This window comes from Actinotignum timonense, from assembly GCF_002860685.3.
GTDB lineage: Bacteria > Actinomycetota > Actinomycetes > Actinomycetales > Actinomycetaceae > Actinotignum > Actinotignum timonense.
This window is the reverse complement of record NZ_CP136960.1, coordinates 174,011-187,219: the sequence shown is the minus strand read 5'-3', so window position 1 is coordinate 187,219 and position 13,209 is coordinate 174,011. Positions and strand designations below refer to the sequence as shown.

At 62.1% G+C, this 13,209-nt stretch carries 9 protein-coding genes and 1 tRNA gene; 7 read left to right on the top strand and 3 right to left on the bottom strand.

The genetic code is table 11. From position 1 onward, the window contains the following. Positions 1-11: 11 nt before the first annotated feature. Complete coding sequence (locus CYJ17_RS00755) at positions 12-2,393, bottom strand: DEAD/DEAH box helicase (RefSeq protein WP_087070300.1); 2,382 nt, start codon at positions 2,391-2,393, stop codon at positions 12-14. A gap of 180 nt (positions 2,394-2,573) precedes the next feature. Between CYJ17_RS00755 and CYJ17_RS00750 the strand changes: the two genes are divergently transcribed. From CYJ17_RS00750 to CYJ17_RS00735, 4 genes are all read left to right on the top strand, one after another. Then, the gene (locus CYJ17_RS00750) at positions 2,574-4,148 is read left to right on the top strand and encodes a DUF7059 domain-containing protein (protein ID WP_244899300.1); all 1,575 of its coding nucleotides are present in this window, start codon (positions 2,574-2,576) and stop codon (positions 4,146-4,148) included. Positions 4,149-4,318: 170 nt separating this feature from the next. Further along, positions 4,319-7,105, top strand: a complete 2,787-nt coding sequence (gene topA, locus CYJ17_RS00745) for a type I DNA topoisomerase (RefSeq protein ID WP_087070302.1) — start codon at positions 4,319-4,321, stop codon at positions 7,103-7,105. Beyond that, positions 7,106-7,816 (top strand): dTMP kinase, encoded by a 711-nt coding sequence (tmk, locus tag CYJ17_RS00740; protein ID WP_087070303.1) that lies wholly within the window; start codon positions 7,106-7,108, stop codon positions 7,814-7,816. Next, on the top strand, positions 7,813-9,108 hold the full coding sequence (locus tag CYJ17_RS00735) for a DNA polymerase III subunit delta' (protein ID WP_087070304.1): 1,296 nt from the start codon (positions 7,813-7,815) through the stop codon (positions 9,106-9,108). The genes tmk and CYJ17_RS00735 overlap by 4 nt, the downstream gene beginning before the upstream one ends. A 26-nt stretch (positions 9,109-9,134) precedes the next feature. On the opposite strand, the gene CYJ17_RS00730 is transcribed toward CYJ17_RS00735, so the two are convergent. Next, positions 9,135-10,208, bottom strand: coding sequence for a 2,3-butanediol dehydrogenase (locus CYJ17_RS00730; protein WP_087070305.1), 1,074 nt, complete (start codon positions 10,206-10,208; stop codon positions 9,135-9,137). Between the two features lie 196 nt (positions 10,209-10,404). Here CYJ17_RS00730 and CYJ17_RS00725 point away from each other — a divergent pair, with 196 nt between their 5' ends. Continuing rightward, positions 10,405-11,922, top strand: a complete 1,518-nt coding sequence (locus CYJ17_RS00725) for an alpha/beta hydrolase (RefSeq protein ID WP_143231838.1) — start codon at positions 10,405-10,407, stop codon at positions 11,920-11,922. Between the two features lie 562 nt (positions 11,923-12,484). Next, positions 12,485-12,557: transfer RNA gene (locus CYJ17_RS00720), tRNA-Thr, on the top strand. On the opposite strand, the gene CYJ17_RS09610 is transcribed toward CYJ17_RS00720, so the two are convergent. Beyond that, a complete protein-coding gene (locus tag CYJ17_RS09610; protein ID WP_369127785.1) occupies positions 12,513-12,758 on the bottom strand; it encodes a helix-turn-helix domain-containing protein in 246 nt (81 codons plus the stop codon). The two genes, CYJ17_RS00720 and CYJ17_RS09610, sit on opposite strands and share 45 nt — an antisense overlap. Before the next feature lie 176 nt (positions 12,759-12,934). Between CYJ17_RS09610 and CYJ17_RS09605 the strand changes: the two genes are divergently transcribed. Further along, a complete protein-coding gene (locus tag CYJ17_RS09605; RefSeq protein WP_101657610.1) occupies positions 12,935-13,204 on the top strand; it encodes a MerR family transcriptional regulator in 270 nt (89 codons plus the stop codon). Positions 13,205-13,209 lie beyond the last annotated feature (5 nt).

Sequence of the window (13,209 nt, the reverse complement as noted above, 5' to 3'; positions counted from 1 at the left end):
ATTGATCGGGGTCACGGTACCGGCGGCGCGGACGCCAGCTCATCGAGCGCGCAGCTCAAAGCGCTGAGCACCAGTACCGCGCCCTCTTTCCACAGCGGGTCATTGTTATTACCGCACTTCGGGGACTGGACGCAGCGCGGGCACCCGCTCTGGCACGGGCAGCCGGCCACGGCATCGCGGGTGGCGCGGATCCACTCCCGGCCGGCCCGATACCCCCGTTCGGCGCAACCCGAACCACCGGCAGCAGCATCGTGGATAATCACGGTAGCCGCCCCGGTATCCAGGTGGTACGCGGTAGACAAGCCTCCCACATCCCACCGGTCGCAGATCGCGAAGAGGGGAAGCATACCGATGGCGGCATGCTCGGCGGCATGCAGGGCCCCGGGAACATTCGCGGCAGGAATGCCGAGCTCCTCCAAATCCTGCGATGACATCGTCCACCAGGTCCCGCACGTTTCCATGCTGCGCTCCCGCGGAGTAATGGGGTGAAACCCGAGGTACATGCCATCGCGAGCCCGGCGCAGGTGGTACCCGATAACCCGGTTGAATACCTCCACATCACCCCAGGCCCAGGTCCCGAACCGGGTTGCGGTACTGGCGCGCGTACGGAGGATTTTCACGGTTGTCTCCTCCGAGGCAAAAGTCCGCAGATCATCCTTCAGGCGATGCCGCACGATCGCCTCGTCACCATCACACGTCAGTACATCGAAAGGAACACCCTGATGCACGTAGATAGCCCCCGGGTACACGGTGGTATCCGCCCGCGCGGCATCCACCGTCCCCAAGATGGTCCCATCTTCCTCATCAACAATGGATACGGTGCTTGCCTCACCGCGCAGGTCCACCAGATTGTGGGCGCTAATCCCCGCGTGCCCCCAGAACCACCCGCCGGGGCGGCGGCGCAAGAGCCCCTGCTCGCTCAACTCGTCGAAAAGCGAGGTGTCAGGGAGCCCGAAAACTGCGGCATCTGCCGCGGTGAGAGGATGCTCGGCCGCGGCCGCACACAGCTGCCCGGTCAACACATTCGGATTGAGCGGATCGAAAACACTCGCTTCTGCACCTGCGCTCAGGATCGTATCCGGATGGGCCAGAAGATACTGGTCTAGCGGATTCGAGGTTCCAATAAAGACGGCCAAACCGGAACTACCCGCCCGCCCGGCACGCCCCGCCTGCTGGTTAAAAGAGGCGGTGGTGCCCGGCCACCCGGTGAGAATAACCGCGTCCAGCCCGGAAATATCAATCCCCAATTCCAGGGCATTCGTTGTTGCCACGGCTCGCAGATCCCCCGAGCGCAGCCGCTGCTCCAGATCGCGGCGCTCCTCAGGAAGATACCCGCCGCGATAAGCCGCCACAGCCTTGGCAAGCGGATTGTGTTCCTCGCGCAAAAACTCCTGGGTCAGCTCGGCAACCCGTTCGGTTCCGGCCCGCGAACGCACAAAGGTGAGGACGCGCGCGCCTTCGGCCACGAAACGAGCGGTCAAATCAGCCGCCTCCACCATGGCCGAACGGCGTGCGGTATCCTCCGCGGCTCCCGGTTCTTCCCCGGGAGGAACGTGGCCGGTTGCGTCGTCGTCGACAGGAGAACACTGCCACAAGGCAACGGTACGTTCGCCGCGCGGCGAGGCATCATCCGTGACCGCTTCGATGGGTCCGAAAGCTGTTCCGATAAATCTGGTGGCGGTTTCCTGCGGTGCGCCGGCGGTTGCCGACAGGAAAACAACGGTGGGATGGGCGCCGTACAGCGCCGCGATACGCAAAATCCGGCGCACCACATGGCCCACATGCGCCCCGAACAGGCCCTTATACGAATGAAATTCGTCGACGACGATCATCCGCAGCCCACGCCAGATCCGCTGCCACCGGTCTTTCTGGGGCAGCATCGCGTGATGCACGAAATCAGGATTGGTCAGCACAATATCGGCGTGGTCGCGCGCGAAAGTTTTCTCCTCCGAGTCGGCATCCCCGTCCGCGGTAGCCACCGTGATACGGGAGTCCACATCCCGGGCCAGGGCCCGCAGCGAGGTGTATTGATCCGCCGCCAAAGCTTTGGTGGGGGAAAGATACAGCACGGTTGGCGGGGCGCTCACCCGCGCCAAACTACCCGAGTCGCGCGGGCTCAGCATCTCGGTGAGCGCGGGCACCCACGCCGCCAAAGATTTACCCGAACCGGTCCCGGTCGCCACCACCGTATGGGTCCCCGCGTGAATGAGGTTCGCGGCGCGCACTTGGTGCTCCCACAGGTGCGGGACGCCGTGGCTAGCGCAGGCGTCCTTGACCTGCGGGTTGACCCACGCGGGCCACCCGGCCACCCGCGCGAGGCGGGCGTTTTGTTTGCGCAGCGCTACCAACTGTCCCGCGGTGGCGGATTCTTCAAGAAGGGAAAGGAGGCGCATATGTGTAGTGTGCCCGATGGAGCGCTGAAGGCCAAAGCAATGCGGTCTCAAGCGTTGCAGTCCAAAGCACCGAAGGCCATGGCGCCGGAAACCAAAGACCAGCGCGCTAGCCGTACAGCCAGCTCCCGCTTCTGCGCCCGGGGCTTTCCTCAACACGGCCGGGCAGTTTACTGTTATGGCATGGAGCTCTTTGTCCCGGGCGCCCCCGAGCGCCTCGCCACCACGTTACGTCAAGATCTCACAGGTTATACCACCACACATATATCCACCCTGCTCGGCCCGGAAGCCACTGCCGCCATGCGCCGCGAGCAGCGCATTCCCGCGCTCCTCGTATGCGAAAAAGCGTGCCACCAGGCCACCGCCCCGCATACCGAAGCGGAGATCCTGGCCTGCCAGGTTCGCCTCCTTATTCTTGGAGACACCTTGAGTGCCGCGGAACTCGAGGGCGCTTTTCCTGCTACCTTCGGTGACCGGGTCACGCGCGACGCGCTGCTCGTTATCGGCAACGCGGGATACCGGGCCCGTTTCCAAGTGGTTCCCGTTCCGCTGGACATTACCCGCAAGGGCACTCGGCGGATCACCCGCACCGAAGTGCTGATCGCCTCCGATTTCGGGGAACTGGCCGGCCGGGTACCCGGAGCCCACCACGTTATGCCGGTGGGTGGGGCCACCCGCACCCTCGCGAATATCGTCACCTATACCGGGGGACGGGTTCTGGATGTGGGAACCGGCTGCGGGATCCATGCCATTAGCGCCGCGTTGCACGGCTGCGAGGTGGTCGCCACCGATATTTCAGCGCGAGCTTTGCAATTCGCCTCCCTCAATATCGCGCTCGCGGCCGTGCGAGTGGAACTGCTCCAAGGCTCCCTTTTCGATCCGGTGGAAGGGCGTTTCGACACCATCGTGTCCAATCCGCCCTTCGTTATCACCCCCGCAAGCGTCCGGCAAAAAGTCGATTTCGAGTATCGCGACGGTGGCTTCGGTGGGGATACTCTCCTCTCTGAACTCATCTCCGCGCTTCCCGCCCACCTCACGGATACCGGCACCGCCTATATTTTGGGGAATTGGGAAGTGGAAGACGGCTGCTCTTGGGATACCCACCCGCAGGTGTGGGCCCGGGTGGCGGGCCTCGATGCCTGGTTCATTGCGCGTGATGACGTCGATCCGGCCCACTACGTGGAAATGTGGCTCCGGGATGGCGGCCTACGCCCGCGCGATGCTGGATACGAGGATGCCTACCGTACCTGGCTCGATGATTTTGCCGCGCGCGGGATACGCGCCATCAGCCTGGGCTACGGAATCCTCTCCCGTCCGGCTGCCGCTCGCGAACCTATGATCCGCACCGAGGAAATACCGGGCCGTCCCCAGGGTGATATTCGCCAGCATATTCAGCGGGTTTGGAATAACCGGCACCTGGTGGCCGCCCCCGATGAGGATTTAGCGCAGCGCCACCTCACCCGCACCGAAGTAATCGAGCATCGTTTTTATGATCCCGGGGCGGCCGATCCACTGCGTATTGTTCTCGCGCACACGGGCGGATTCCAGCAGACCCTCCCGGCCGATTCTCAAGTCGCGGCTTTCGTGGGTGCCTGCGATGGCGAGTTGAGCGTGGGGGCCTTATGCCAGGCGATTGCGCAGATTTACGGGGAGGATAGCAGTGCGGTCCAAGCCCGCCTGCTCGAGACGGTGCGCGAGCTCATCGCCACCGGGCTCTTGACCGAAGGAACAGGAATGGGAACAGGAACCGGGAGCTAGGCGATAAACAATAGAGCGCCCGTCACGAGCCGCCCGTCACGAGTACCTGTAAGGAGTACCCGTCACGAGCGCCGGTTTTCGGCGCGGGCGTGCTACCGTGTGACAACAGGGCACAAAATATGTGTTGGAGGCGTGACCTTGTCACGCCGTGAGTAGTGAGGGATGCAGTTGTGACGAAGCTGGTTATCGTGGAGTCTCCCGCCAAGGCGCGCACGATCGGCAGGTACCTAGGCGAAGATTTCGAGGTGCTGGCGTCCGTGGGGCACATTCGAGACCTGCCCCAGCCCTCGGAGCTCCCTGACAGTATGAAGAAGGGTCCCTACGGGCGCTTCGCTGTTGATGTGGACGGTGATTTCGCGCCCTACTACGTTATTTCTGCCGGGAAGAACAAAACTGTTGCCGAGCTGAAAAAAGCTTTGAAGAACGCCGATGAACTCTTCCTGGCAACCGATGAGGACCGCGAGGGGGAAGCAATCGCCTGGCACCTTTACGAGGTGCTCAAGCCGAAAGTTCCCACCTCGCGGATGGTCTTCCACGAAATCACTCCTGAGGCGATCTCCCGCGCCCTGGAAACACCTCGCGCGCTCGATACCCAGCTGGTGGACGCCCAGGAATCACGCCGTATCCTCGACCGCCTGGTCGGCTACGAAGTCTCGCCGCTGCTGTGGCGCAAGGTCGCCGCGGGACTCTCCGCCGGCCGCGTCCAATCCGCCACCACGCGCCTCGTCGTCCAGCGCGAACGCGAACGCATGGCTTTCGTTTCCGCCTCGTATTGGGACGTGACCGCTACTTTCGGCACGTCCGAACAATTCGAAGCAGCCCTCCATTCCCTTGACGGCGCGCGAATTGCTTCCGGTAAAGATTTTGGCGACGACGGCGCCCTCTCCGCCAAGGCCACTAAAGAAGGCGTCCGTGCTTTGAACTCCGAGCTGGCCGGTGAGCTGGCGGAAACACTCGAAGGCGCGAGGGGTACGGTACGCACCCGGGAAGAAAAGCCGTATCGCCGTCGCCCTGCCGCACCCTTCACCACCTCAACCTTGCAGCAGGAAGCCGGGCGTAAGCTGCGCCTCTCCTCGCGCCAAACGATGCGGATCGCCCAGTCGCTGTACGAATCGGGCTATATCACCTATATGCGTACCGATTCCACGAATCTGTCCGCGCAGGCCATCAGCGCGGCCCGCAGCCAAATCAAGGAATTGTACGGGCAGGCCAGCCTGCCGGAAAAGCCGCGTTTCTACGGTAAGAAAGCGAAAGGCGCGCAGGAAGCTCACGAAGCTATCCGCCCGGCCGGGGACCATTTCCGCACCCCGCAGATGGTGGCCGGGGAACTGTCCGGAGCGGACTTCCGCCTCTATGAACTCATTTGGAAGCGCACGGTTGCTTCCCAGATGGAAGATGCACGCGGGCAAACGGTTTCGCTAAAAATTGATGTGCCGGTGAGCGGGGCGGCCGGAGCCCAAACCGCCACCTTCTCCGCATCCGGAACGGTGATTACCTTCCCCGGGTTCCTGGCCGCGTACGAAGAAGGCCGGGATGCTAATCGTTACGAAGCTACGGATGCCGCCCGGCTCCCGGACGTAAAAGAAGGGGAAGCGCTGCTGGTCAGCGCCCCGCAAGCCACCGGCCACGAAACGCTTCCCCCGCCGCGCTACACCGAAGCATCGCTGGTGAAGAAAATGGAAGAACTGGGTATCGGGCGCCCCTCAACCTATGCTTCCACGATCTCCACCATTACCGACCGCGGATACGTAGAGCATCGCGGCCAGGCGCTCGTTCCTACCTGGACGGCTTTCTCCGTGGTGCGCCTCCTGGAAGAAAACCTCCCCGACCTGGTGGATTACGATTTCACCGCCCAGATGGAAACCGACCTCGACCGTATCGCGGAGGGCAGCGGGGACCGGGTCACCTACCTGTCGAAATTCTGGCGGGGAGATGGCGATAAACCGGGCCTGGAAGGCCGGGTGGAATCCCTCGGGGATATTGATGCACGCGCTATTAATTCCACCCCGATTGGGGAGGGAATCACCCTGCGCAACGGCAAATACGGGCCCTATCTTGAAGTAGAGGGCTCGGATAAACGTGCTTCGGTGCCAGCCGGCATGGCCCCCGATGAAATGACGGTGGAGGCCGCCCGCGACATCCTGGAGAAGGCATCCTCCGATGGGCGTGAGCTGGGCGAAGACCCCGAAACCGGGCGGCGCGTCGTCGTAAAATCCGGGCGTTTCGGGCCCTACGTCACCGAAATTATTCGCGAGGGTGAAGTCGCGCTCACTCCCACCGGGAAAGTCTCCAAAAAAGCGCCGAAGCCGCGCACGGCCTCGCTACTCAAGTCCATGCAACCGGAAACTGTCACGTTGGAGGAGGCGCTGCGTTTGCTGCATCTGCCCCGCGTGATCGGGCAGGGTGAGGACGGCGTGGATATCACCGCGACGAACGGGCGTTACGGCCCGTATATCACCCACGGGAAAGATACGCGCTCGCTGGAAACCGAGGAGCAGATTTTCACGATCACCCTGGAGGAGGCGCAGGCCTTGCTGGCCCAGCCCAAGCGGCGCCGCGGGCAGGCCGCTGCCAAGCCCCCGCTCAAGGAGTTGGGAACCGATCCGGTGACCGAAGCGCCGGTGGTGCTCAAAGAGGGCCGTTTCGGGCCGTACGTGACCGACGGGAAAACGAATGCGTCGCTGCGCAAGGGCGATACCGTGGAGGATATTACCCCCGAGCGCGCTTACGAACTGCTCGCGGATCGGCGCGCGAAGGGCCCGGTGAAACGGCGTACCACGGCGAAGAAGACCGCGTCCGCAAGCTCAAGCGCGAAGAAAACGACGGCGAAAAAGACCTCCGCGAAAACTTCGACGGCCAAGACGACAACCTCGAAGAAACCGGCTGCGAATAAGACCACCGCGAAGAAGCCTTCCGCGAAAAAGTCCGCTACCGAATCGACCACCGAGAAGGCATAAATGCGCGGGGTGTTCATTACCTTTGAAGGTGGGGATGGAGCTGGGAAAACAACCCAGTTGCAGCTGCTTGCTGCGGCGCTTTCCGAGCGCGGGTATACGGTTGTGCAGACCCGGGAGCCCGGGGGGACCATGCTCGGTACCCAGATTCGGGAGTTGCTTTTGCACGGGGGTGCCGTCAGTCCGCGCGCTGAGGCGCTTCTTTACGCCGCGGATCGCGCCCAGCACGTCGCTTCCGTTATTCGCCCGGGTCTGGAGGCCGGGGCGGTCGTGCTCTCGGATCGCTATATTGATTCGTCCCTGGCCTACCAGGGCGGGGCGCGCGAGCTCGGCGCGGGAATCCGGGCGATATCCGAGTGGGCCACCGAAGAACTCTGGCCGGACCTCACCGTGCTCCTCGACATCCCGGAAAATGAGGGCTTAGCGCGCGCGGATGACGGCCACTACGACCGTATCGAGGCGGAAGGCCGGGAGTTCCACCGGGCGGTGCGTGAGAATTTCCTCGCGCTCGCGGCGGATAATCCGCAGCGCTACCTGGTGCTTAATGCACGCGAGACGGTTGCCGAGTTGGCCGCCCAGATTATTGCGCGGGTGGAAACTCTGCTGGCAGGCCTGGAAGGTCTGGCCGGCCTGGAAAATCTGGCAGGCCTGGAAGCCGTGGAGGGCTTGGCGGATCGCGGTGCATCCGGGCCGGGTGCGGGAGAAGCATCATGAGCGTTTTCGACGCGCTTATTGGCCAGCAGCCGGTTGCCGAGCTCTTGCAGCGGGCGGCCTGGGCCTCGCGGATCGGCGACCCGGAGCTGCCCGGCCCATCGCCAGATTCTAGTACGACGGCGGATATTAGCAGCGCGGCAATGGCCCAAGCCTGGTTGGTTACCGGGCCGCCCGGATCGGGGCGCTCGGTTGCCGCGCTCGCTTTCGCGGCTGCCGTGCAATGCACCGGCGCTGTGCCCGGCTGCGGGCACTGCCATGCCTGCACCACCACGCTGGGCGGCACCCATCCCGATGTAATCCGGATGGATCCGCGCTCGGTGACGATCTCGGTGGAAGAAACCCGTTCGCTGGTAGCATCTTCCTATACGTTCCCTTCGGTGGGTCGGCGCCGCATCATCATTATTGAAGACGCAGACCGCATGCTGGAACGCACCACGAATGTTCTCCTCAAAGCAATCGAGGAACCCCCGCGCGATACCGTGTGGATTCTGATTACCGCTTCGCCGGAGGATATGCTCCCCACGATTCGATCCCGGTGCCGCCACGTGGCCCTCCAGGTTCCGAGCGTGGAAGCGGTCGCCCAGCTCCTGGCCGGCGAATTCGAGGTTGATGAGCGTACGGCCCGCGCGACCGCCCGTATTGCGCAATGCCATATTGGCCGGGCTCGCGCTCTACTTCGTGATCCGCAGGTCGCGGCGGAACGCGCCGCGCTGCTACGGGAAACTCTTGATCTGAGCGGGACTGCCGACGCGGTGCTCGCCGCCCAGCATCTCCTCGATCACTATCCGGCAAGCGCGGGTGCGGCGTCGAAAAATACCGCGTCGAAATCCGCGCACTCCGGCACCGCATCGAAAAAGGGCGCGAAGGCGGCAACTGGTACCGAAACCGATACCGAGCTCGCGGAATTCCGGGCCAGTATTGGGTTGGGGGAGCGGGAGAGCGGTTCGGCTTCGCAACGCGCCCAGATCCGTGCTTTTGAGGAACAGCGGAAAAAGCGGGCGGTGCGGGAGGACCGCGACTACCTGGATCGGGCCATGCTTGATGTGCTGGCACTCTATCGTGATGTGCTGGCGGTGCAGGTCGATGCCGGCGTCGAACTTATTAACGCCGATTTCGAAACGCAGATTATCGCTGCCGCGGCGGCTTCCACCCCGGAGCTCTCGGTGGCGCGCATGGACGCGGTGGCGCAGGCGCGGCGCCGGCTGGCCGCGAATGTTGCTCCGCAGCTCGCCCTCGAAGCGATGTTTATCGACTTGGCTTCGCCGACTCTCGCGCCTGCGTCCGCTCGCTAGCTCGCGCTACTCCTTACTTCATCGAGCTACTTCATCGAAACAAGGATCTTCACTTCGCCCGGGTTGCCCTGCAGGCGCTTGTAGCCATCCTCGACGATGCGATCAGCGGTGATCTTCGAGGTGATGAGCGGCTCCAGATTGACCTTGCCTTCCTGCACCAGCTTGATGGACGGTTCGTGATCATTGCAGTAACCAATGCACGCGCTGATGGAGCGTTCGGGCATCATAATGGCACCCATAAGATCCAGCTCGAAGGGATGGACGTGGAGCGCCACCACTTCGAGGTGCCCGCCGGTGGTGAGCACGCTGAGAAGCTGATCGGCCACCGCGGAAATCCCGGCGCAATCGAAAGCGAAGTCCGCGAGCACGCCGTCGGTAAATTCCTTCACCTTCTCCAGCAGATCCTCTTCCGCCGGGTTGACGATCAGATCGGCAACCCCCACTTCCTTGAGCTTGTTACGGCGAATTTCGGAAGGTTCGGACACGATGGTTTTCACGCCGTAAGCCTTGAGGACCGCGGCGGTGAGCAGCCCAATCGGACCGGCCCCGCCCACCACGGCGACCTTGCCTTCGGCCTTGCCGAAAGCGGCGCCGGCATGCGCGACCGCGTGATGGCCAACGGAAAGCGGCTCGATAAGAGCGGCCTGATCGAGCGGAATATCGCCAACGTTATGAACCCAGCGTTCCTCCACCACGATCTTTTCGGCTAGGCCACCACCGCGCCCGGAGATTCCAATGAATCCCATCTTTTCGCAGAGGTTGTACATGCCCTTCTTACAGGCCGGGCATTCCCCGCACACCATAAAGGGTTCCACGGCAACACGGTCACCGGCCTTGACCTTGGTGACGCCTTCGCCGACTTCATCCACCGTTCCCGAGAATTCGTGGCCGAAAACCACCGGAAGAGTTTCTCCGGAAATGGGGTGGGGTTCATCAGCCGAGGGAGCCGGTGGCATGACTCCATCGAAGTACAGGTGCAGATCAGAGCCACAAATACCGTTGTACGCCAGGGAAATCTTCACGGTTCCCGGCCGGAGTTCAGGTTCAGGAATATCCTCAAGCCGGACGTCTTCCTTGCCGTAGTAGCGAATAGCCTTCATTCTTCCTCCTTTACGTGGGCACGCAGGTTGGGGCGTGGACGCGACATTCTCAATATGTGTAGTGAGCGTCACATTCAGTCTGTCAGAGGGTGACCGCCCGCGCAATGCCCGAGACGCGAAAATGCAGTAATTGCACGGCTAGCGAAATTATGGCGGCCTCCTGCCTATTACCAGCTTGCTCCCGTACGCTAGACACGTGAAAAGAACTCTTGCTGCTCTCGGCGCCGTGCTGTTTTTAGTCTCCGGGTGTGCCAATAATGCCCTGGTGCGTGGCGGCACCGGCAATACCTCCACCGGCGGGTTGCCCGAATATCCGGCGCAGCTCGCCCGGTTCTATGAGCAGCGGGTGGAATGGACTTCTTGCGGCAAAGATCAATGCGCTCGCGTCCAGGTTCCCATGAATTATGAGGACCCGGAAGGGGCGACCATCGAATTATCGATGCGGAAACAAGAGGCGAGTGGCAGCGCCGTCGGCTCTATTTTTATTAATCCTGGTGGCCCGGGTGGTTCGGGTCTTGAGTTGCTCCCCACGGCCTCGATTTCTCTGGGCAAGGATGTTGTCGAAAAATATAATGTCATTGGTTTTGACCCGCGCGGGGTGGGCGAATCCACCCCGATAACCTGTTTCACGGATGCGGAATTGCAGCAGCTCGTAGATACCACCTACCCGGATTCCGATCCGGAGGCGGGCGCGAAGGAGGCCGCGGATGCGCGGCGGGTGGCCGAACGCTGCAAGGAGAAAAACGGCGAGTATCTCAAGTACGTTGATACCCGTTCGGCGGCGCAGGATCTCGATGTGCTGCGTCACCTGGTGGGGGATCGCTCGCTCAACTACCTGGGCTATTCGTACGGCACGTTCCTGGGCGCGCAGTACGCGGATCTTTTCCCTGCTCACGTGGGGCGTATGGTGCTCGACGGCGCCGTCGACACCACCCTGGGCACGGCCCGTCTCGCCACCGATCAAACGCGTGGTTTCGAAGAATCCGCGCGCCGTTTCGTGGAATGGTGCCAGCAGGAACAGGGTTCGCGCTGCCCGTTGAAGGGGAACGTGGATGAGGGCATCGCGCATATGCGCGGTATTATCGACGCCGCCACCGCCACCCCCATCGCCACCGGGAATCCGAATATGCCGCTTACCGGCGCGCAGGCGCTATCGGCTTTCACTATTCCGTTCTACAGCAAGATGCTGTGGCCGGTGCTCATGGAGGGGATTTCGGAGGTCGATAAGCAAAATAAGGGGACGGTTCTCCAGCTCATCGCCCTGACCGGGCAGAGCCGCGATCCGAGCGACGGGCATTTCCTGGATAATTCCACGGAAGCGAATTGGGCTATTAATTGTGCGGATTACCGGCCCGCCACGGATGCGGAACTGGAGGAAGCCTCGCGGGCTACCAAGGGTGGCCCGCTGCTCGGGGATGCTTACGCGGGTTCGGATCTGTGCCAGGTGTGGCCCACCCAGGCGAAGGAGAATCCGGGGCCCTTCCGCGCGGCCGGCGCGGCGCCCATCATCGTGATCGGCACCAAGTACGACCCGGCTACCCCGCAGGCTTGGGCGAAGTCCCTCGCTGAGGATTTAGAATCTGGCGTGCTGGTGACCTGGGAAGGTGATGGGCATACCGCTTTCGGGACCGCGGGCCGGTGCATCGATGATCCGATTCGCCAGTTTTACCTCACCGGAGCCGTCCCGGAGAACCTTAATTGCCCGGCGCGTTAGCGTGGTGAGCGGGCGCTTCGTGGCGAGCGGCCGAGGTGGGCGAGGTGCGGTGAACGCCGGGCTGAGCGGGCCGGGGCGTGTGCTTAATATCGGCCTATCGTCCCAGGTCGGCATGGAATTGCTGCAAATTTCACGAAGTTACGGTCCCGTAGTGAAGTTGTACACATAAATAGGGAACGCAATTCTTTGCTCCCTTAGCGCCGGGGCGTTATGCTTGTATGTGCTGACGCGGCCATTCTTGAATGGGCTTTCAAGCAGGGCTGATTGTCAAAAACTTTATAGGCCTGAGCCGCCGGTTGTGGTGGTCGGTGTGCTCATCTGGGGATGTTGTAATCCCCATGTTGCTCCCCGAGGCGAGTTCATGTGACTCTCGCCCCGGGGAGCAACACTTTTCTTTCCTTTCTTTTTACGACGACGCCGCGCCTGCCGCCCGGTCGCCTTGCCCCGCCCGCAACGTTCGCTAGCTCACGGCTCCGGGGTTTGCGTGCCCGCGCACCGGCCGGGTAGTATGCATCTGTTGCCTTGTGAACTGGCCGCATACGCGGCTAGCTGCGGGTAGCGTGCCACCTTAGCTCAGTCGGCAGAGCGATTCACTCGTAATGAATAGGTCGAGAGTTCGATTCTCTCAGGTGGCTCTGAACGGCCTGTGCATCTTCGGATGTGCGGGCCTTTTTCTTTTGCTCTTCCTCTACAACGGAGTCGGGAAGAAGTGCGGAGATAGGCACATCCAGAAAAGCTGCGGTAGAAACAAGGTCTTGCACTGACCATGGAGTTTTACCCAAAGTTTTCCGCGAAACACTTGCCTTATTGAGCCCGAGCCAGTTCGCTAGCTCCATTTGTTGTTTTCCGCGACGGCGAAGCCAGAGAATGACATTAATGCCAACGGCCTCGTCGCTCGTGAGATTTAGTTCTTCAGCGGCGATTGACATGCCTATAGCGTACCATCCAGTCGCATCACGCGCAACTGGCACGTCTTGACGCATCTGGCCGCACCATATAGGCTTGCAACCAGATGAGCGTAGCGCAACTAGGGGGTATGGTGCCTAAACGGATTTTGACGACGAGAGAAGTTGCTTCTCTTATGGGTGTAAGCCGTACTACTGTCACACGCTGGTGCTCCGAGAACGATATCCGCGCCGTAAGACTTCCGTCCGGCCAATGGCGCATCCCTAAGTCGGAGGTTGATCGTATTCTTGCGCCGGTTGCGGAGGATGCTTCGCCGGATAATGCCGGCGAGGTGTCAGGCGCGGCTCTGCCGGGCCAGTTGGAAATTTTCGGGTAGGCACC